Below are 22,109 nucleotides of genomic sequence, written 5' to 3' on the forward strand. Positions count from 1 at the left end.
AGCAAATTTGCGTAAATCTTCCAGGGTTTGTAATAGTTCATCCGCCTTTCCCTTTCTTAAACCACCCTTGAATGATTTCCCACAGTTCGTCTAAAAAGGTTTTTAAATTCTTAGATTTCTCTTTGATGTAAGCAAAAATACCCAAAAGATTTTCAAAGGCTATGACGGCTCCTTTTTTAAGCTTAAATAAAAAAGCTACTCGAAAGTAGCTTTTTAATAATAATTAACTGTTTTCCTCTACAAAATTTTTGAAGTCTTGGAGAAGCTTAATTATCTCCTCTGTTGGAATAATATAGAGCGGGTTTTCTGAGTCATCTCCAAATTGATCATAAATATAAAGTCCTTCTTCTATTTCTTGTTCTTTATCTTCAAGGCCGGCGATTGCTAAAAAACCTGACTCATTTGCAATAATGTGCTCTTCTTTTTCTCCGTTTTGTACAGCAATTAGAGCGTCTATATTCATTTGAATGTTTTGAGGTGATTGATCGAAGTTGCCACTATCTATTTGTCCAACGAATACATATGGTTCATCTACTAATACATCTACTCTTAATTTATTTGTTATTGATTCTAGTTTTTTAAATGTGTATTTTAACATAATTTTATTTGTTTTATTTATCAATCAAGTAAAAGGGTAAATTGTTTTTATTTCTCCGTTTTTTATATACATTCCTAATTTTTGCCCGGTAGTACACAACCCTTCAAAATAACCATCTGTAGCATTTATTTCTTTCTTGTTCTTCCAAGCAAAAGCGATTTCTTCCATAATTCGGTCTTTTGTCCAAGAGGATGGAAAGAAGGAGCTGTAACCACCGTTATCCATTTTGTCTATCCATTGCCCGTTTTTATATTTCAATTGTGGTTTGGCTTTGAAAAATGTATCCGGACCGTGAAATAACTTTGGTGGGATTTCTGTATCTTCAATAATCCTAATTAATCTCTTATTTACACCAAACATACTATGCATTCCTTTGGCTGAGAAAAATTTTTGTTTTCCTCTTCTTGTAATTCCAAAATCGCCTTCAAAAATATGTTGAACTATCTCATCGAAATTAGTTTTAGAGATAGCTTTTACAAGATCGTCATATGCCAATTTTTTTAATCCCTCAACATCATCCGCCTTTCCTTTCTTAAACCACCCTTGAATTATCTCCCAAAGCTCGTCTAAAAATGTTTTCAGGTTTTTGGATTTCTCTCTGATGTATGCGAAAATACCTAAAAGATTTTTAAAGGCTATGACGGCTCCCTTTTTAAGCTTGAAAGCCACGCTTTTCAGCGTCTTAAATACTGCCATCAAAGATTCTGCCAGTTTTGAAAAGGCGTCTGCCACTGTTTTTGCGCCTCCGGTAAAAAGTATTTCTAAGATGAGCTGTATGATAAACCCAATGATATAGCCCATATAATAGGCAATTTTATCAAGGTTTGGCATTTCAACGTTTTCATTAGCCCAGCTAAAAAATTTGGCAGGCAATGTTAATGCCAAGATACCGCATTTTTTTATGAATGCAAACTGTGCTTTTAAATTTTCGGCACTAGAAAGATTGTAAAGCGTTTCGAGTTGGTTTTCAATGGTCTCAAAGAACAGGCTGAAATAGCTGGTAAGATTTTGAGCCATATCAATTGCCTTGTCTTTTAACGCAATTAATCCTTGGCAAATAAGGGCAATCATGTCAAAGATTCCTTTAATTGCGTCAACAATGCTATTGATAAGCCCCACAATAAAGGCGTTGTATATCACAAATGAAGTCTCAACGGCTTCCAGTGGTTGCTCTAAAGGGTCTTTCAAGAAATCCTTTACCTTGGAAAGAATATTGAGCTGTTGGTCAATAATTTTTTTAAAGAATTTTGCTTTGCCTAAATTTTGTCTTTGGCTTTTAAGCGCATTTTCTAAAAATGTTATCTTTTTTATAGCTTCTGAATTGGTTTTTGATGCACTCAGCTGCGGGTGAGATTTATTAGCTTCTTGAAGCGCAAGGATATTTTCTATTCCGGGCAAAAAGAGGTTGTGTTCTTTTAGTGGCTTTCCTTGCTCGTCATAATACATCCATCTACTGTCGTCAATTTTAAACACGTTAATGACTTCGGCAATTCCTTCTGATACCGTTTGAATTGTTTCTAAAGCCAGGCCTGAGGAAAGCGTAACTACTTTGTCAAAAACACCCCAAAGCGTTTTTTTAACCAAAAATAAATTGCTTGATTTGTCAATGACGTGCTCTTTGATAATTTCTAAAAGTGAGGAACTGTCAATTTTTGCATCAAAGTAATCTACTATTTTGCTTAGTTTCTTATAAGGAACTCCTGATGTGCTATCCACATTTTCACCTGTCTTGATTCTGACTACTGAGCCAAACATATTTGCTTTGTCATTGGTTTCAATGAATAAAACAATCTCATTAGGGTAAAGACTGTCAATGGCTTGATAAGCGGTTTCTAATAGCGCTCCGTCTGTTGAAACATACACAATCACAGAAAGTTTCTGTTCGTCTAAAAGGTCGTTTAGCAACGTAATTTTTTCTCTTTTTCTTTTTCTTTGAAAAAATGCTTGTGGCACCTCCACATGTTCTAATAAAAAAGACCATTCAATGTCATCAATGTTAACTCGAGTTACCAAGGCGAAAAAAGCTTCGCCAAATTTATAAACAGGAGCTGTAATGCTTGAAATATTTAAATGCACAGTTGCTGTTTCAGATATTTCAGAAACCGTGACAGCATCTGAATTTAAAAGATAATTGCCTTCAATAATATCAATGATTTGTCCCTCTTTAATTATTTTAAAGGAATTAGATTCCTCTTGAATTTCCTCTACCTGTGCATATACTATTTCTGTATAAGATGCTTGTTCCTGACTATTTTCTTCATTTGAAACTATTATTTTTTCGTTAAATGCATAAATGTTTTGTCTGATATCTTTATATGAATAGTTACCGTTATGGAGTAAACCATATTCTATTGCTCTCATAATTAAATTTTTTAAGGATTAAAAAGCCCTGCTTTGCAGCAGGGCTTAAAAAAATTTAAAGTCCCATTTCACGTTTTAAATGTTCAACAGAAATTTGAGCCACAACCTTTCTTGGGTTATCATCTGTGGTTAGCTTGATATACCCGTCATGAATGTCTACGTTTTCAATCATTCTGCCTTGCATTTTTTGAACTTCTTTGGCCATCTTTTGCTGGTTTGAGATTTCTTCCTCATTTTGTCCGCCAATTAAAGCATCCGTTTTGTCAAATACTTTTACAGAGTTTCCTTCAGCATCACGGATGGGTTCTCCATCTGAGTCAAAAAGCAGGTTGTCTTCACATTCATCATCACATGGAAGCGCATTGACCACGTTCAGCCCCATGGTTCCCGCCTGAATAATGGTCAACGATGTTGGAACACGAGTTTCCCATGTTTCTTCCACTTCGCCTGTTGTTTCTCTCAATTCTTTTACGATCGAAACAAATAATGGGTCGTCAAGAGTTGGCACTTGCCCGCCATTCCAGACTTGTCTTGTGGCCATGAACCAGTTAACGGCTTCTTCAAATCCGGGTCTGACGGTTAAAATTACGCGAGCCATACCGCTCTGTAAAAAGGCTCTAAAAATAGGATCGTTCATTTCATCTGGATTGTATAAATCTGACCATTTATTCTTGTCTGCCCAATAAAACGGATAAAAGTTATAGCTCATCAAGTCCCACTCAAAGGCTTGTTCTAAAAATTTCACTTCAGTAGCATACGTATCTAAAGCGGCATCTTGCCTTACTTTTAAATCGGTAATCGTACTGCCAGACAGCATGTTTTTACCCATTTTAGCGTCTCCCAGCATGTAAGCAATGCAGTTTTTTCGCAATACCATGTTTTCAACTTGGCGATAAAACCCAGGATTTGTTTTTGCTTTTTGGTCTCCTGTTGCTTTGGCTTCTTTTAGTTTTGCCTCAAATTCTTTAAGTCTGTTTTCATAAGCCGTAATAATTGAATTAAAAGCTGTCAATCGCCATTGCTCTTTGGCTTTTTCAGTAAGCTTACATTTCACAGTCACTGAAATGTCACCCGCCACGTGATTTCCTAAAGTATAAGATACCGGAACTTCTGTCTCAAAACTTTGGATAGGCCCCGCAATGTTTAAGGTGTGGTTATAAAATCTTAAAAGATAACTACCTGAAAGATTTCCAACGGATAAGGATAAGAGGTTTCCGCTTGCATCATTATCACTATTTGCATTAAAAATTCCGGTAGCGTGGTATGCCTTATATCCTTCAGGAATTTTAACCTTGCCATTTCCGGCACTTGATTCAGTTGTTGATATTTTTGCTGTATTTCCAAGGATGTTGAACGATTCTCCCGCCACGATTTCCTCTAATGGATATGCCTCAATTTCTGCATTAAAAACCGAAGTCCAATGTCTGTAAGTGTCGATGGTTAGCACATTCATGTCTTTTAAGCCCAGCACTCCCGAAACCGTTCTTGGGTCAGTTGGCTTGATCAATTCTTCAGTAAAACCGTTTTTTCTTCCAGAAGTAATCTTGTTATGAAACGCAGAAGGCTCTGGAATCATAAATTCATACATCAATCTTTTTCCATAGTTGATGACCTTGTTTTTATACACTTTGTCCACCCAGCGGTACACTCCAGAAACATGCGTATCTCCCTTTCTGTTATCAAATCCATGCGTATCTTCTTCAGAAAATTCCTCAATGACTTTTGATGTTCTTTCTTCTTTTATTTTTTGGACCACGCGGTCTAAGGCTCTTTCCGTAACGTCTTTCGCATGAGTAATGGCTTGGGAATCTGAATTTTCGGAGGAGGTATTGCTGGCAAAATCGGCATTGATATTGCCAGCGAAGGATTGAGGATTTCCCCAATGCGCGCCCGCCTGCACGCCAACATGCATATCTTTTGCAATTATCGAAGCCACTTCTTGATTCATTTCAAAACGGTCAGTCGTGGAACTATCGGTCAGTTTTTCAATTTCTTGTTCATTGCTTGAAAACGTTGTATTCTCACTTTTTACAGAACGTTTTGTGGTTTTTTCCTTAAATTCTCTCGCCATGATATTTTCAATGTGAGAAACTTCACCTGGAACATAACAGCAAATCTCTTGTTCTACTTTTCTATAATCTGCAATTCCAAGTCTTCTGAAACCAAAGGAAGAAGCGGTTTCCAAAGCTGGTTCGATTTCTGGCAGTGTTGGGTTGTTTTCATTTATAAACGCTTCCAGACTAAAAGTTCCGTTTCCGGTTGCAACAGTTCTGTTAAATAGCAATCCTATTTTTTTTCCAGACACAGTGGCTTTTCCAAAAAAGTTGATGAAAGTATCGTTACTTAAAACGAATTCTCCACTAATAGTGAAGGATTCTGCATTTGAAAAATCTAAATTTTCTAAAAATAATTTGACCTGTAACTTCCCATTTACCCACGAATCTTCAAAGCTCACGCCGGTTACTTGTGAATTATCATCAAATATTACTCGGTACGATGCCTCAATAACGTCAGTGCCAGCTGGGACATCATTTAACAGCAAGGTCAGTGGTGATTTTCCAATAATACTTTGACCTGCAATCGAAAAGATTTTGCCCATATAAGTAGTGTTGACTACTTGCGTTACTGGCGTGAGAATTCCGCCATTATTAACAATTGTCTGACCACTTGTTGATTGGCTTATCACCACTTGAGATTGCTGGCTGATTTCCCCGTCAAGAATTGCGATTGCTTGACTCGCAGAATTTTTACCACTTGAATGCGCAATGTTCAAAAATGATTGTGTAGCGTCAGAAATTTTTTCGTGGTTTATGATGTAATCTAATTCCCGCTCAGGCTTAAATTCAAAAGCTGGAACCTCGACGTCAATATATTCGACGTATGTTTTTTCAATCCCGGTTTCCTTATCTATGTACTTTTGCGTTACAGTTTTGGCATTTTTATAAAGTAAATTAAGTTTGTTTTGGTATTCAGAAACGGCATCGTCATAACTAGTCTTTTGTTGCAAATCGTAATTCTCTTTGGCATTCTTTATCTCTTCACTAATTAAACGCAATTCTTCGATTGCTTCGCTTGCTAAATGAACGTTTAATTGTTTGTCTAATTCTTTAGAGTTAACTGGAACTTTGCGACGAGAGATATCTATACCAATAGTATCTTTTTGATTACTTTCTAAAAATAGATTTGGAATAATAATTCTGGCTTGCGCCAATTCTCGTAAAGTGCTGTCATCAAAATCTTTCAAGTTTTGATATTCTGAAACAAATTTTTCTGCAACAAGAATGGATAGTATGGTTTCGCGAATATAAGACGACCTTGATGTGATGATTTGGTAAAAAAGGTTATCCCAAAGCTCAATTCTATCAAAATAAAATTCGAAACTTTGTGTAATCTCGTTTAGTTTTGAAACAACATCATTGTTTGTCAGCTTACTTCTGTTAGCGGTTAGCCAAGTTGCAAATGCGCAAAATGCTTTACCCGTCAAATATTCTCTTGTTTTGAAAGCCTTGTCTTCAAAACTTGATGCTAAGTTGTTCCTTAAATCTGCTTTATTTTCAGAACTGTCTTTCATCAAGACAGACATAAAGTGGCTCGTTTTAAGTTCAGCGTCATCAAGCGTGACAAATTTACTTTTTACATCCGCATCTTCGACCAATTCTGGCGCTCGCATTGTAACAAATCGAAACAATGTGTTTTTTGGGTTTCGTGATTTTGAAGGCTTTTGCTCTTCGTTCTTATTTGTGTCTCTAATAATTTGACTCATCATAATTTTAAATTTTTAGTTATTTTAAAAAAGTGGTAGTCGATAATTTTCTAAATTTAGTATTCCGTTTTCCGGATAACGGATGATATTTTTAGTGAATTATTTTCTTAACTACAATGCAAATTAAAAGATTATTTTCGTTTATCACAAATAAATTATTGGATTATTTTCAATTAATTTATAATCTATTGACTAATAGCAATTACCCGCCGTTAACTTAAATAATTTGGAAACTTTTACTCTTATAAATACTTATAATTAAGTAACTTAATCATAAAAATATTAGTTTGTGCCACGAATCAAGATTGTCAAATTTGAGTGTTTATAAGTGTTTTTTCGTATATAGTAATTTTATAAAGATTTTTTTCCTATCTTTGGCAGCACAATTAATAATTTAATCTTATGGTCTCAGAAAGAGTAGGGCAATACATCGCTAAAAAAGGAGTAAGCTATTATGCGTTTGAAAATAGTATTGGCGCAAGCCGTGGCAGTATTTCTAAAGCTGTTAAGGAAGGAAAAAGCATTGGTTCTCAAGTTTTAGAAAATATTCTTGCAGTTTATACTGATTTGAATCCCACTTGGCTTATGACCGGAGTGGGAGAAATTTTTACTGAAAATATTGAAATTCAGAATAAAAAGATTGAAGCATTCCGATTAAAGACTGACCGTGAGATTGAAAACCAACAGATTCCACTTTATGATATTGAAGCTATTGCGGGATTAGTTCCATTATTTCAAGATAGTAAATCGCAAGACCCGATTGATCATATTTCAATTCCGCATTTGCCAAAGTGTGACGGCGCGGTTTATGTGACCGGAGACAGTATGTATCCGCTTTTAAAAAGTGGTGATATTGTTTTGTATAAAGAAATCCACGATGTGGCCAATGAGATTTTTTGGGGCGAAATGTATCTCATAGGTATTGATATGAGCGGCGAAGAATATGTCACGGTGAAATACATCCAGAAATCTGAAATTTCAGGCTGTGTGAGGCTTGTAAGTCAAAACAAACACCACCAAGACAAAGATGTTGAGATTTCAAAAATTAAGGCATTGGCACTCGTTAAAGCGAGTATTAGAATCAACTCAATGAATTAATATAATGCAATAAAAAAGGCGAACATCACTGCTCGCCTTTTTATTATTTATGCTATTTTAATTTTTCAATATCGTGCTATTTGCAGGAACTGGTTTTGGATACACATTGTTTTCCTTATTTGTATCCGCCATCAGGTTTTCTGGATCAATTTCGATCTTACTGATTTGAGACATCGGTCTTTCCACCGTAAATTTAAACGCCGGATATGCCCAATCCCATCCTTTGATGAAAATTCTGGTTACGCCAGGATATTCGTTATCTTTTACGCCGTGCATCATTCGAAGTGGCGCATAATACAACTCTTTTGAACCGTCAGTGTAAGTAATCATCACATCAACAGGCATTGGCATTTGACCAACTCTTTCTAAAACGACCTCAGTTTTTGCGCCTTGATCTCTCAATTCCTTAACACCATAATCAATGGTGTTTGTGGTTTGAGTCCAATCTACCAAATACCAATCAAGGTTAATTCCTGAAACTTTTTCAGCAGTTCTTTTGATATCATTTGGCGTTGGATGCTTGAATTTGAAATCATTATAATATTTTTTTAAGGTCTTTTTCAAGTTTTCTTGACCAATAATATATCCCAATTGCGAAAGGAATATTTCTCCTTTGCTGTATGAAGAAATGCTGTAAACCATATTTTGGTCAAAACGATCGGCGTGTGTTGACATCGGTTGCTCTTTGCCTGTCTGAACCATATAAAAGTAATTTTTATAAGCGCCTTCAAACGGATCTTTTTCGTCTTTGTTCGGCAATACTTTTGCCATGGCCAAATCAGAAATGTAAGACGTGAAACCTTCGTCCATCCATCCATGTTTTAATTCATTTGTGGCCAAAATATGTTGGAACCAAGAATGCGCCATTTCGTGAGCGGTAACTCCCACAAGGCTTCCGTAGCTTCTTTCACCTGTGATTAATGTGCACATTGCATATTCCATTCCGCCATCGCCACCTTGAATAACTGAATATTGTTTGTAAGGATAATTTCCAACATTTTCATTGAAAAAAGCCATCAATTCAGCGGTTTTTGGTTGCATTTTTTTCCAGCTTTCATTGAATTTTTTATTGTCTTTGTACAAGAAATGCAACTCAACATTATTTGGTCCTTTGTAAACATCGTGAATATAATTTTTGTCTGCAGCCCAAGTAAAATCGTGCACATTTGGCGCGTTAAAATGCCAAGTCAACGTTTTTTCTTTTCTTGGTATTTTTACCTCAACACCTTTGTCTTGGTAGCCATATCCAATTTCATTTTTGTTTTGAAGATATCCAGAACCTCCTAAAATATATTTTTTGTCAATCGTGATTTTTACGTCAAAATTTCCCCAAACACCGTGAAATTCTCTCCCGATATAAGGATCAGCGTGCCATCCTTCAAAATCATATTCGGCCATTTTTGGGTACCATTGTGTCATTGAAAGCGCAACGCCTTCGGCACTATTTCTTCCTGAACGACGAATTTGTTCTGGCACTTGACCGTCAAAATTTAAGGTAAATGTCGTTTTCCCTTTCGGAGCTATTGGTTTTGCCAAATCTACTTCCAAAATAGTTCCGGCAACTGTTGTTGTTACAGCGGTTCCATCTTGCATAAAATTAGAAATATTCAAATAACCAATTTGGTTTGGCTTTAAAATACTGATTCTACTTTCTGGTTTTTTGTTTTGTTCTGGCTTAAAACTTTTTACCATTCTTTTATCAGGATCAACGATAGATTGCAATCTGGCATCCATTTCGCTTCCTGGCTGAAAAGCGTTGTTGTATAAATGAAAGAACACTTTTTTTAGCGTGTCAGGCGAATTATTGGTGTACACTAACTCTTGCGTTCCCTTGTATTGGTAGGTTTTTACGTCCATATTCACGTCCATTTTATAATCAACGTGTTGTTGCCAATAACCATTTTGCGCCATCGCATTTCCTGCGAATAGAATAACAGCGAGGAGGAAAATCTGTTTCATAGGATTATATAAAAATAAAAAATGGAAGGGGCTTTCCCTTCCATTTAGAGGTATTTTGGTAAATTATTTCTTTTTAGCCATGTTTTCAGCCATGATCAATGCGTTGTAAGCGTTTACCATTTTTCCTGATTTTGAAGCTTTTGTGAAAGGACGTTTGTTTCCTTTATCTCCGCCTAAAACTACTTCGATGTTTGTTGGGATTCCAGAATCCATCAAAATTTGTTTTACTTGAGGAGCGGTTAAGCTTGGATAGTAAGAACGAACCAAAGCAGCAACTCCGGCAACGTTTGGTGAAGCCATTGAAGTTCCTTGCAAGAATTTATATTGATTGTCTGGAATTGTTGCGTAAATCTGAACACCAGGACCAAAAACGTCAACGTCTTGAGTTCCGTAGTTAGAAAAACTTGCTACCAAATCAGTTCCATATTTTGGACCTAAAGCACCAATTTTAATTACGTTATTTGAAATTTCTCCAGAAGCATCTCTGTCATTTGGAAAACGGTCAGCTGTATCTAAATCTGTAGCTTCGTTTCCTGCAGCAAGAACGATCAAAACGTCTTTGCTAGCCGCGTATTTCAAGGCATCATAAACCCATTCTTTGTGCGGAGAATATCCTTTTCCAAAGCTTCCGTTGATTACTTTTGCTCCGTTATCAACAGCGTAACGAATTCCAAGAGCGATATCTTTATCATACTCATCTCCATCTGGAACAGCGCGAACAGCCATGATTTCCACGTTATTTGCAACTCCGTCTCCACCTAGATTGTTTCCTCTAACTTGAGCAATAATTCCGGCAACGTGCGTTCCGTGAAGCGCTCCGTCTTTAACTGGTCCGATAACATTATTGTTACCATATTTTGTATCTGTCAAATCTTCAGGATTGTCTCCAAGCACTTTTCTTCCGTTGAATTCAAGGTTTAAATTGTATTCAAACTGATTGTCAAAATGTTCTTTTGCTTCCTTAATTTGCTCGTCGAATTTATCTTTTGGAGCATTTGTCAAAATTTGGATAAATCTTGGCTTAACTTGGTTGATCAAAGGATTTGTAGAAGTCAAAGTTTTTAAATCTTCAACCGTATAATTGTCTTTTTTCAATTCAGCTCTAATCGCTTTGTCAGCGTTGTAAACAAAATCAATTTGCTGTTTTTGAGCCGTTGCTTCTTGAACTTCTTTGTCAAATTCAGCCTTTGCTTTTTTGTAAGTTTCTGAACCATCATCACCTTTTTTCACGATTCTGGTCATCTCAAGATTTTCTCCGTTGATGTCTCCTAAAAAGTTCCAACCGTGAACGTCATCGATGTAACCATTTTTGTCATCATCGATTCCGTTTCCAGGAATTTCTTTTGAATTTGTCCAAATTACAGATTTCAAATCCTCGTGCTCAATATCAACTCCAGAGTCAACAACGCCCACGATAACTTTAGTACCTTTTTTGTTTTTTAACAATTCTGCATACGCCTTATCAACGCTCATTCCAGGAATTGTGTCCTTTAAAATGTCTAAATGACTCCATCTTTTTAAATCATTTTCAGCAATTGGACCATTTTTTAGTGCAATAGTTTCAATGCTTGTAACTGGGGTCATTGCACTTTTCGAAGCGCCACAGCTTGCTAAAACCAATGATGATAAAAGCGTCAGCGACGATAATTTAAGTATATTCATTGTTTAAAAATTTATTTCATTTAATTGGTCAAAAATAGTATCTCTTTGTTACAAACTTATTAATAATTAACTTTATTTTAGAGTAAAGCCTTATAATTCTGTAAGTAAAAATTTAAATTATTATTTATTTTAAAGAATTTCCTCACAAGTAAAAACTTCTTTTAAGCGAACTCCTCTTTCGGTATTTTCAACTGTGATGATTTGATTGTGCGCGTCGTGTTCTAAAAATAGGTAATAATTGTTTTCAGCCGCTTCGGTCAAAAATTTCGCTTTTTCTGGCAAAGTCAAAAGCGGACGCGTGTCATAACCCATCACATAAGGCAACGGCAAATGTCCCGCAGTTGGCAATAAATCTGCCATGAAACAAATGGTTTTGTCGTGGTATTGAATCTTTGGAATCATCATTTTTTCGGTATGTCCGTCAGCGAAAAAGATATCAAAACCCAATTCAGAGTTTTTCAGCAAATCGCCTTCCGGTCTTTTTATGAACTCTAATTGGCCGCTTTCTTGCATCGGAATAATATTTTCAGTCAAAAAGGAAGCTTTTTCCCTCGGGTTTGGTTTTGTGGCCCAATCCCAATGGTTGTCATTTGTCCAGAATTTTGCATTCTTAAAAGCAACTTCGTAACCAGTTTTGTCTTTGTTCCAAATCACACTTCCGCCACAATGGTCAAAATGCAAATGCGTCATAAAAACATCTGTAATATCATCTCGGTGGAAACCATATTTTGCCAACGATTTATCGATAGAATCATTTCCCCAAAGCGAATAATATCCAAAAAATTTCTCAGATTGTTTGTCGCCCATTCCTGTATCGACTAAAATTAAGCGATTTCCGTCTTCAATCAAAAGGCATCTCGCTGCAATATCGATAAGGTTATTTTCATCAGCCGGATTGGTTTTGTGCCAAATGGTTTTGGGAACAACGCCAAACATCGCGCCTCCGTCAAGTTTAAAATTTCCAGCTTCAATTGGATATAATTTCATTGTTAGAATTTTAAAATTATTGTAAAGATAGGATTTTACGCTTTTAAGGCGAAAATTTCTGTCCAATTAACAATTTTGGAATTACTCCGAAGAAGAAATTATCATTGCTTCAAAAAGAAACATAAAATCAAGTTAATTAACACTCGCTTAACCGAAGCAATTTAATATCATTCGTAATTTTAAGGTATTAAAAATTTAAATCATGAGTACTTTCAAGGGAAAAACAATACTAATTACCGGAGCCGCAATGGGTTTAGGACTTGCAACAAGTAAAGTTGTAGCACAAAAAGGAGCGAATCTTTCAATTGTGGATTACAACGAAGAAGCTTTAGAAAAAGCAAAAAAAGAAATTGAATCAATCGCTCAAGGCGTAAAAGTTTTAACGGTTGTGGCCGATGTTTCGAATGAAGAAGCAGTGAAAAATTACGTAGCAAAAACAGTCGCAGAATTTGGAACCATCGATGGATTTTACAACAACGCCGGAATTGAAGGAAAGCAAGCGCCGTTGGTTGATTATGATGTAAATGTCTTTAAAAAAGTAATCGACATAAATTTAATGGGCGTTTATTATGGCTTGAAACACGTAATTCCGGTGATGCAGAAAAACGGTAGCGGAAAAATCGTAAACGTGGCTTCCGTTGGAGGAATTCGTGGTGTTGTCAACCAAATGCCTTACGTAGCCAGCAAACATGCCGTTTCCGGAATGACAAAAAACGCAGCAATCGAATATGGAAAAGACGGAATCTACACAAATGCCATCGCGCCCGGAGCGATTTTAACGCCGATGGTTGCCGAAGCTTTCAAGCAAGTAAATCCATCAGACCCAAAAGCCGCCGAAGCAGAATACGCACAAAGAAATCCGACGAGAAAATTAGGCGATCCAGAAAATGTGGGGAATTTAGTTGCCTTTTTATTAAGCGATGAATGCCAATATGTAAACGGACAAACGATTGCCATCGACGGAGGTGAATCTAATTTATACGGAAATTCATAATAATTTAATTAGTTGATTTTGAAACGGATGATAGTGTAAACTGTCATCCGTTTTTTGTTTAAAATGTGCTATAAACAAATTCTATCGAGTTATCCGTTATAATAATGTTAGCGATTATGTAAAAAACTAAATATGACGTATCTTTGCAAATTAATTAGACTAAATATAAATCACTATGATAAAGGTATCTGATTCAGCAAGTAAAAAAATCGTCAATATGATGGAAGAAGACGGCTTTGATGCTACCAAAGATTACGTTCGAGTGGGCGTGAAAAGCGGTGGATGTTCTGGCTTGTCATATGAATTGAAATTTGATAAAGAATTAGGCGAAAACGATAAAGTTTTTGAAGATAATAATGTAAAAATTGCCGTTGAAAAAAAATCATTCTTGTATTTGGCAGGAACGATCTTGGAATTTTCAGGAGGTTTAAACGGAAAAGGATTTGTTTTCAATAATCCAAACGCAAGCAGAACTTGTGGATGTGGAGAGAGTTTCTCTCTATAAAATTTAAATTATTTCAACCCTAACAGGGTTTAAAACCCTGTTAGGGTTAATAAAAAATAAAAAATGTCAAAATACACCGAAGACGATTTAAAAATCGAGCTCGAAAATAAAGAATACGAATACGGATTTTATACTGATATTGAATCGGAGACGTTTCCTATTGGTTTAAATGAAGACATTGTTCGTGCCATTTCTTTGAAAAAAGAAGAACCACAATGGATGACCGATTGGAGAATCGAAGCTTTCCGAGCTTGGAAAGAAATGATTGAACCAGAATGGGCAAATGTTCACTATGTGAAACCTGATTTTCAGGCGATTGCCTATTATTCGGCTCCAAAATCGGTTGACCCAAACAAGACACTTGATGATGTTGACCCAGACCTTTTGGAAATGTACAAAAAGTTAGGGATTTCTATCGACGAGCAGAAAATGATGAACAATGTCGCAATGGATATTGTCGTCGATTCAGTTTCTGTTGCAACAACTTTCAAGAAGACTTTGGCGGAAAAAGGAATTATTTTCTGTCCGATTTCAGAAGCAATCAAAGAGCATCCAGAATTAGTGAAAAAATATTTGGGAACAGTCGTACCGCAGAAAGACAATTTTTATGCGGCATTGAATTCAGCTGTTTTCTCTGATGGAAGTTTCTGTTATATTCCAAAAGGCGTTCGTTGTCCGATGGAACTTTCAACCTATTTCCGAATCAATCAAGCAGGAACAGGGCAATTCGAAAGAACGCTTGTTATTGCTGACGAAGGAAGTTATGTTTCGTATTTGGAAGGTTGTACAGCTCCAAGTCGTGACGAAAACCAATTGCACGCTGCGGTTGTGGAATTAATTGCAATGGATGATGCTGAAATCAAATATTCAACGGTTCAAAACTGGTTTCCAGGAAATAAAGAAGGAAAAGGCGGAGTGTATAACTTTGTGACAAAGAGAGGTTTGTGTGAGAAAAATGCAAAAATTTCTTGGACACAAGTAGAAACCGGTTCTGCTGTAACGTGGAAATATCCTTCTTGTGTTTTGAAAGGAGATAATTCGGTTGGGGAATTTTATTCAATTGCTGTAACCAATAATTATCAGCAAGCCGATACAGGAACTAAGATGATTCACTTGGGAAAAAACACAAAATCAACGATTATTTCTAAAGGAATTTCTGCTGGAAAATCGCAAAACAGCTATCGTGGATTGGTGCAAATCAGTTCAAGAGCTGACAATGCAAGAAACTTTTCGCAGTGTGATTCACTTTTGATGGGAAATAATTGTGGAGCACATACTTTTCCCTACATCGAATCAAAAAATCCTTCCGCAAAAATAGAACATGAAGCTACGACAAGTAAAATTGGCGAAGACCAAGTTTTCTATTGCAACCAAAGAGGAATTCCGACTGAAAAAGCCATTGCATTGATTGTGAACGGTTTCAGTAAGGAAGTTTTGAATAAACTGCCGATGGAATTTGCAGTTGAAGCCCAAAAACTTTTGGAGATTTCTTTGGAAGGAAGTGTTGGATAAATAATTAAAATATTAATTATGGACATTGTTTTAAAAAACGTAAAGAAAAAAGATTTGCCGGTTTTGAAATCATTGGCCAAATCGTTAGGTTTTGAAATTGCTGAAAAGGTTGAGAAACCTTATAATCCAGAGTTTGTGAAAGAGATTTTGGAGGCACAACAAAGCATTAAAGATGGTAAAGGAGTCAGAATGACGATGGACGAATTGAGAGAATTATGCAAATAGAATTTTCAGAAAAAGCTAAAAAAGATTTGGATTTTTGGATTAAATCAGGAAATAAAGCAATCGTAAATAAAATTTATTCTTTAATCGAAGACATTCAAATACACCCTTTTGAAGGAATTGGCAAACCAGAACCTTTGAAATATAAATTATCTGGAGTTTGGTCGAGAAGAATTAATCAAGAACATCGTATCATTTACCAAGTTACAGAAGAAAACACCATAGAAATATTAGATATTTTGTCTTTAAAAGGGCATTACGAATAAAACAAAAAATATAAATGTTAAGTATAAAAAATTTACACGCTGGAATTGAAGATAAAGATATCTTGAAAGGAATCAATCTTGAAGTGAAAGCTGGCGAAGTTCACGCAATTATGGGACCAAATGGTTCTGGAAAAAGTACACTTTCTGCAGTAATTGCAGGAAATGAGCATTATGAAGTAACTGAAGGTTCTGTAGAATTGGACGGCGAAGATTTAGCTGATTTGGCTCCGGAAGAAAGAGCACACAAAGGCGTTTTCCTTTCGTTCCAATATCCGGTTGAAATTCCAGGAGTTTCGGTAACGAACTTTATGAAAACCGCCATCAACGAATCTAGAAAAGCAAAAGGTCAGGAAGAAATGCCAGCTAATGAAATGCTGAAATTAATCCGTGAGAAATCTGAATTATTGGAAATCGACCGTAAATTCTTGTCTCGTTCCTTAAACGAAGGTTTTTCGGGTGGAGAGAAAAAGAGAAACGAAATTTTCCAGATGGCGATGTTGGAACCGAAGCTTGCCATTTTGGACGAAACCGATTCAGGTCTTGATATTGATGCTTTGAGAATCGTTGCCAATGGTGTGAATAAATTAAAAAGCGAAAACAACGCCATCATCGTAATCACGCACTACCAAAGACTTTTGGATTATATCGTTCCGGATTTCGTACATGTTTTATACAACGGAAAAATCGTAAAATCAGGTGGAAAAGAATTGGCTTACGAACTGGAAGAAAAAGGTTACGACTGGATCAAAGCGGAGAATTAATTCGTCGAAAGTTGTAAAGTCGCAAGTCAAAAGTCTGTCTTGTGCAAATTAATTAAACGCCATAAAATTTATAGATTGGGAAAATTTAATTCATTTGAAGAAATTAATTCCTGGCAAAAAGCTAGAATTTTCAATAAGAAAATTTATGTGATTACTGAAAATCAAACTTTTAAAAAAGATTTTGATTTAGCCAGACAAATCCGAAGAGCTTCTGTCTCAATATCATCAAATATTGCAGAAGGTTTTGAAAGAAATACGGACAAGGAATTTATCTATTTTCTCTATTTTGCAAAAGCTTCCGCAGGAGAAGTTCGTTCCCAATTATATCTGGCATTTGATTTGGAATATATTACAAAACAAGAATTTGAGCAACTTCTAGAATCTGTTACCGAAATTTCAAGATTATTGAGTGGCTTTATTAAATATTTAAGTCCAAAGTTATAAAGTCTAAAGTCATAAAGTCCGGTTACGGTTACTTATAGACTTTTCGACATTAAGCTTTTGACAAACATAGTCGGTTACGAAAATGTCTTTCGACTTTTGACTTTCGACTTTAAGACAAAACTTATGTTAAAAGAAAAATTAATATCGTCTTTTATGGCTTTTGAAGAGCAAGTGGATGTCGATGCCGACTTGCACGATGTTCGTACAGAAGCATTTAAGAATTTTGAAAACAAAGGCTTCCCGACAAAAAAAGACGAAGCTTGGAAATATACTTCGCTGAATGCCATCTTAAAAAATGACTTTAGCGTATTCCCAAAAAATGAAAATACAGTTCAATATTCGGATGTAAAAAAATATTATTTACACGAAATTGATACGTACAAGGTTGTTTTTGTGGATGGTGTTTTCAGTTCGTTTTTGTCTTCTACAACACACGACGGATTGGATGTTTGCTTGATGTCATCGGCATTGACAAAGCCCAAATACAAAATGGTGATTGATGAATATTTCAATAAAATTGCCAACAAGGATGAGAGCCTGACTTCCTTAAACACCGCTTTCGCGTATGAAGGAGCTTACATCAACATCCCAAGAAATAAAGTGGCTGACAAGCCAATCGAAATTATCAATTTTTCGACAGGAAGCGAAAGTGCACTTTTGGTTCAACCAAGAAACTTGATTATCGTTGGAGAAAACGCTCACGTTCAAATCATCGAAAGACATCAATCTCTGAATGAAAATCCGGTTCTGACTAATTCAGTTACGGAGATTTTTGCTCAAAAAAGAGCGATTGTAGATTATTATAAGATTCAAAACGACAATTTGGAAGCTTCCTTGATTGACAATACCTACATCGCCCAAAAAGAACAAAGTCACGCTTCGGTGCATACTTTTTCTTTCGGAGGTAATTTGACCAGAAACAACTTGAATTTTTACCACCAAGGTGAACACATCGATTCTACGTTGAAAGGAATCACGATTATTGAAGGAAAACAGCACGTTGACCATTATACTTTGGTACAACACGCAACGCCAAATTGCGAAAGCCACCAGAATTACAAAACGATTTTGGACGACAAGTCAACAGGCGTTTTCAACGGTAAGATTTACGTAGAAAAAGAAGCACAGAAAACGAATGCTTTCCAGCAGAACAACAATATTTTGTTGAGCGATAAAGCTTCGGTTAATGCAAAACCACAGTTGGAAATTTTTGCTGATGACGTGAAATGTTCACACGGTTGTACAATCGGACAATTGGATGAAAAGGCAATGTTCTATATGCAATCCCGCGGAATTCCTGAAAAGGAAGCCAAAGCATTGCTGATGTATGCCTTTACGAACGAAGTCATCGAAAGCATCAAAATCCCAGTCCTGAAAGCGAGAATTACCAAAATTATCGCCATGAAATTAGGAGTAAATATTGGATTTGATTTATAAGGAAAATATTTTTATACAGCATTTAGGCTACCATTTCGGTAGCCTTTTTTGATTATATTTGAAAAAATATCATCCATGAAAAATCTATTTTATCTTCTAATTTTAGCATTTCAATTTTGTTTCAGCCAGACTTCCAACGATAGAGTTACTCCTATTCCAGTCAAAATTTTTGGCAGTAATTATAAAGATTTTGTGGTAATTGAAAAAAATGTGTTTGCGATTACTAACGGCGACAGCTTGGTTACTTGGAATTTAGATAATAACGACTTCCAATTTATAAAAAAAGATATTGCAACAATTGTTAAAACGAGTAAGAACAATATAATCGTTGGAACAAAAAAAGGTTTGATTTTACAAAAGAACGGCGATGTTTATGAGAAGATTCTCAACATAAAAAGGCCTTTTTATAAATTGCTTATTGATAAAAATGATGCTGTGTTGACAATTTCGGATAGAGGAATACATCACAAAAACAAGAAAAATTATCCTTATAACAGCAAAATTTCACATCCATATTTTGGTGATTATGAAAGCTTTAATTCGTTTGCAATTCCTGATGTTGCCTATCTTGACCACAAAAACTTATTATGGCTAACTTACGATAACGGAGAATTTGGACAAACTATTTTGTTTTTCGACTTAAATACACGCAAATTCTTCGAGGGAGAACACCTTTTTTTAGAAAGTAATTTTAACGAATCTCAATATAATGAAAAATTACAGAAAGAATATCCTGATAAAATAAAAAAAGTCAGCGAAGATTTTTTGTTTAAATTTCCGTACAACCTTCCAATTTATCGTCCAATCAAAGGAATCTGCCAGGATGAGCAATCTAACTTCTATTTTTCTCAAAGTTTAATGCATTTTTTATTAAGTGGAGGCATTTCAAAATATGTTGAGGTTGAAAACGATTTTTATAAAAACATTGATTTATCGAATGTTTTAGAACGTAAAAAAAATAGTAGCGAAAGCAGTTTGAATTTTATGGATGTTACAGAATATCTTGGTCCGATTCAATATAATCAATATGATGGAAAAATATATTATTACACAGATAATGGCTTTTTTAAAATCCTTCAAAATGATACGGGATTGTCTAAAGAATTTATATTCAAACCGACTATAGTTTGGAAATTTGGCTTAAAAGGTTCTGTCGGCTATCAAATGAACATTAAAAAGTTTGAATTCATTTCAGAAAAAGAAATGATTTTTCTTACTTCTTTTAACGGCATCGGCTATTATAATGGTAAATCAATAAAATATTTTCAATAAACGTCCAAAACTTTTACGAGAATCAAAATTTAAAACCTTTTTTAAGGTTTATTTAGAATTAATAAAAATAATTTGCGTAAACCAAAAACGCACCTTACTTTTGCAATTTAGAATTAATCTAAAGTCAAATAGTAATGCAAATTCAAACCAAGGCTTTTTTATCCTTATCGGTTCTTTTTACAATAAACACTTTTTCGCAAGAGAAAGTTCTTGATACCACAAAAGCCACAAACATTGAAGAAGTGGTTGTTACTGGGCAGTTTGAGCCTCAGTCATTAAAAAAATCGGTTCACCAAGTTAGGATTATTTCTAAGGCTGACATACAGAATTTGGCGGCCAACAATCTTGGTGATGTTTTAAATCAATACTTAAACATTACGGTTAGACCAAGCGGCAGTAACGGAAAATCTACAGTTTCCATGTTTGGCTTAGATGCACAATATTTTAAAATTTTAATTGACAACGTGCCTTTGGTAAACGAAGGCGGTGTTGGAAATAATATTGATTTGTCTCAAATTAATCTTAATGACGTTGAGCAAATCGAAATTATCGAAGGTTCGATGGGTGTTACTCACGGAGCTAACGCTGTAAGCGGAATATTAAATATTATCACCAAAAAATCTTCAACAAACAAATGGGACATCAATGCTTTTGTTCAAGAGGAAACTGTTGGTAAAGAATATGCTTTATTTGATGAGGGAAAACACATTCAGGGCTTGAGAGTTTCTCATTCAATCACAGACGAATGGTATGCCGCAATTGGAGCTACTAGAACCGATTTTAAAGGTTTTCTAAACAATCGAAATGGAAAAGATTATACCGTAAACGATTTTACAAGAGGTTACAGCTGGTTACCAAAAGAGCAATTGAACACAAATGCAACTATTGGCTACAAAAAGAACGGATTTAGAGCATTTTATAGATTCGAATTTCTTGATGAAAACATAGATTTTTACAACAGCACAGTTCAATCTGGATATTCCACTGCACTCGGCGCTTTCAGATATTCAGAAGATATGCGATACTTGACAAATAGATTTTATCATAACTTAAATGTTGTGGGAAAAATATTTTCAGACATGAATTATAATGTTTCTATATCTCACCAAAAGCAACAGCGTCAAATAGAGGAATTTAACTATAGAATTCAGAGCGACGAAGAATATAATTTGGATAAGTTTAAAGATCAATCGATGGAAGTTTTGTATTCCACCGGAACCTTAGACGTTTTAAAAACAGACAAAATCAATCTTCAACTTGGTTATGAAGCCGTTAACAACCAAGGTTTTTCTTTAATCGAAGGTGAAAACAACACTACAAAAATCATCAGAGAACGTTTAGAAAACTATGATTTCTTTGCTGTTTCTGAATTAAAATTTTCAGAAAATTTCTCGCTTCGTCCTGGAGTTAGATATTCATTTCAGTCAAGATTTGATGATCAATATGCCGTTTCTTTAGGCGCAAGACGATTGCTTAAACAAGGTTTTGAACTTAGAGGATCAATCGGAAGGTCTTTCAGAACGCCAACTTTCGAAGAACTTTTTACAGAAATGGTTTTCTCTGGTCACAATTACATCGGAAACGAAGATCTTGTTCCAGAAACGAGTATGTCTTATGAAGCAAGTATCAAGAAAAGCACAACTTTTGATTCAAGTGCGGCTTTGATAAACACAGTGATTGTTAGTTACATGGATATCAAAGATAGAATTGACATGGCTCTCGTAGGTTTAGACCAAGGTGGTGCTCAAATAAACCAGTATATCAATGTCAGCAAATATAATATGTGGAATGTAAGTTCTTCAAACCAATTCAGATTAAACAATTGGAATGTAAATTTGGGTGTTGCTTTCGTTGGAGTTTCGCAACTTATTGACAATGGGCAATTTAAAACTACAGACGAATATCTTTATTCAGTAAATGTAAACACGAGCATTTCTTACACTTTACCAAAATGGCAAACGGTTTTCGCCGCTTATTACAAATATACAGGAAAACAACAGCAATATGTGGTGGGCGAATCAGGATACATTCTTTCTGAAATCGATCCTTACAGCTTGTTAGACTTAACGGTCAGAAAAACTTTCTTTAACAGACAACTTGAAGCTACAATTGGTGCTAGAAATCTTTTTGACATCAAAAACATTAATCAATCCAGAGTCAACGAAGGCGGAGGTCACTCAGTAGATTCTCAATTGCTTTTAGCTTACGGAACATCTTATTTTTTAAAACTTGCATACAACCTTAATTTTTAATTTAAATACAAATACA

At 35.3% G+C, this 22,109-nt stretch carries 17 protein-coding genes; 11 read left to right on the forward strand and 6 right to left on the reverse strand.

Features of this window, described 5'->3' with window-relative positions:
* Nucleotides 1–223: 223 nt before the first annotated feature.
* Genes ACFPVY_RS11905 through ACFPVY_RS11915 form a run of 3 tightly spaced genes read right to left on the reverse strand, consistent with a single transcriptional unit; the run spans nucleotide 224 to nucleotide 6,725 of the window.
* Nucleotides 224–598 (reverse strand): hypothetical protein, encoded by a 375-nt coding sequence (locus ACFPVY_RS11905; RefSeq protein WP_379792288.1) that lies wholly within the window; start codon nucleotides 596–598, stop codon nucleotides 224–226.
* Nucleotides 599–622: 24 nt separating this feature from the next.
* Complete coding sequence (locus ACFPVY_RS11910; RefSeq protein ID WP_379792289.1) at nucleotides 623–2,959, reverse strand: EndoU domain-containing protein; 2,337 nt, start codon at nucleotides 2,957–2,959, stop codon at nucleotides 623–625.
* Between the two features lie 55 nt (nucleotides 2,960–3,014).
* Nucleotides 3,015–6,725 (reverse strand): hypothetical protein, encoded by a 3,711-nt coding sequence (locus tag ACFPVY_RS11915; protein ID WP_379792291.1) that lies wholly within the window; start codon nucleotides 6,723–6,725, stop codon nucleotides 3,015–3,017.
* A gap of 399 nt (nucleotides 6,726–7,124) precedes the next feature.
* Here ACFPVY_RS11915 and ACFPVY_RS11920 point away from each other — a divergent pair, with 399 nt between their 5' ends.
* Nucleotides 7,125–7,820, forward strand: a complete 696-nt coding sequence (locus ACFPVY_RS11920) for a S24 family peptidase (protein ID WP_379792292.1) — start codon at nucleotides 7,125–7,127, stop codon at nucleotides 7,818–7,820.
* 57 nt (nucleotides 7,821–7,877) lie between these two features.
* Here the strand turns inward: ACFPVY_RS11920 and ACFPVY_RS11925 are convergent, their stop codons facing one another.
* The 3 genes from ACFPVY_RS11925 to ACFPVY_RS11935 all read right to left on the reverse strand — a co-directional run bounded on the left by ACFPVY_RS11925 (nucleotide 7,878) and on the right by ACFPVY_RS11935 (nucleotide 12,428).
* The gene (locus tag ACFPVY_RS11925) at nucleotides 7,878–9,779 is read right to left on the reverse strand and encodes a M1 family metallopeptidase (protein WP_379792294.1); all 1,902 of its coding nucleotides are present in this window, start codon (nucleotides 9,777–9,779) and stop codon (nucleotides 7,878–7,880) included.
* 63 nt (nucleotides 9,780–9,842) lie between these two features.
* On the reverse strand, nucleotides 9,843–11,441 hold the full coding sequence (locus ACFPVY_RS11930; protein WP_379792295.1) for a S8 family peptidase: 1,599 nt from the start codon (nucleotides 11,439–11,441) through the stop codon (nucleotides 9,843–9,845).
* A gap of 129 nt (nucleotides 11,442–11,570) precedes the next feature.
* Entirely contained in the window at nucleotides 11,571–12,428 is an 858-nt protein-coding gene (locus tag ACFPVY_RS11935) for an MBL fold metallo-hydrolase (RefSeq protein WP_379792297.1), read from the reverse strand.
* Between the two features lie 202 nt (nucleotides 12,429–12,630).
* Between ACFPVY_RS11935 and ACFPVY_RS11940 the strand changes: the two genes are divergently transcribed.
* From ACFPVY_RS11940 to ACFPVY_RS11985, 10 genes are all read left to right on the forward strand, one after another.
* Nucleotides 12,631–13,422 carry a glucose 1-dehydrogenase gene (locus ACFPVY_RS11940; RefSeq protein ID WP_379792298.1) on the forward strand — a complete coding sequence of 264 codons (792 nt, stop codon included), beginning with the start codon at nucleotides 12,631–12,633 and terminating at the stop codon, nucleotides 13,420–13,422.
* 175 nt (nucleotides 13,423–13,597) lie between these two features.
* Entirely contained in the window at nucleotides 13,598–13,927 is a 330-nt protein-coding gene (locus tag ACFPVY_RS11945; RefSeq protein WP_026703853.1) for a HesB/IscA family protein, read from the forward strand.
* 63 nt (nucleotides 13,928–13,990) lie between these two features.
* On the forward strand, nucleotides 13,991–15,439 hold the full coding sequence (sufB, locus tag ACFPVY_RS11950; protein ID WP_379792299.1) for a Fe-S cluster assembly protein SufB: 1,449 nt from the start codon (nucleotides 13,991–13,993) through the stop codon (nucleotides 15,437–15,439).
* A gap of 18 nt (nucleotides 15,440–15,457) precedes the next feature.
* Entirely contained in the window at nucleotides 15,458–15,664 is a 207-nt protein-coding gene (locus tag ACFPVY_RS11955) for a DUF2683 family protein (protein WP_379792301.1), read from the forward strand.
* On the forward strand, nucleotides 15,655–15,927 hold the full coding sequence (locus tag ACFPVY_RS11960) for a Txe/YoeB family addiction module toxin (protein ID WP_379792303.1): 273 nt from the start codon (nucleotides 15,655–15,657) through the stop codon (nucleotides 15,925–15,927). The genes ACFPVY_RS11955 and ACFPVY_RS11960 overlap by 10 nt, the downstream gene beginning before the upstream one ends.
* Nucleotides 15,928–15,941: 14 nt before the next feature.
* Nucleotides 15,942–16,688 carry a Fe-S cluster assembly ATPase SufC gene (gene sufC / locus ACFPVY_RS11965; RefSeq protein WP_379792305.1) on the forward strand — a complete coding sequence of 249 codons (747 nt, stop codon included), beginning with the start codon at nucleotides 15,942–15,944 and terminating at the stop codon, nucleotides 16,686–16,688.
* A gap of 75 nt (nucleotides 16,689–16,763) precedes the next feature.
* Complete coding sequence (locus ACFPVY_RS11970) at nucleotides 16,764–17,132, forward strand: four helix bundle protein (protein ID WP_379792307.1); 369 nt, start codon at nucleotides 16,764–16,766, stop codon at nucleotides 17,130–17,132.
* 123 nt (nucleotides 17,133–17,255) lie between these two features.
* Complete coding sequence (gene sufD / locus ACFPVY_RS11975) at nucleotides 17,256–18,569, forward strand: Fe-S cluster assembly protein SufD (protein ID WP_379792309.1); 1,314 nt, start codon at nucleotides 17,256–17,258, stop codon at nucleotides 18,567–18,569.
* 75 nt (nucleotides 18,570–18,644) lie between these two features.
* The gene (locus ACFPVY_RS11980) at nucleotides 18,645–19,841 is read left to right on the forward strand and encodes a hypothetical protein (RefSeq protein WP_379792311.1); all 1,197 of its coding nucleotides are present in this window, start codon (nucleotides 18,645–18,647) and stop codon (nucleotides 19,839–19,841) included.
* A 134-nt stretch (nucleotides 19,842–19,975) separates the two neighbouring features.
* On the forward strand, nucleotides 19,976–22,093 hold the full coding sequence (locus tag ACFPVY_RS11985; RefSeq protein ID WP_379792313.1) for a TonB-dependent receptor plug domain-containing protein: 2,118 nt from the start codon (nucleotides 19,976–19,978) through the stop codon (nucleotides 22,091–22,093).
* Nucleotides 22,094–22,109 lie beyond the last annotated feature (16 nt).

It is taken from the genome of Flavobacterium qiangtangense, from assembly GCF_042658345.1.
GTDB classification, from domain to species: domain Bacteria; phylum Bacteroidota; class Bacteroidia; order Flavobacteriales; family Flavobacteriaceae; genus Flavobacterium; species Flavobacterium qiangtangense.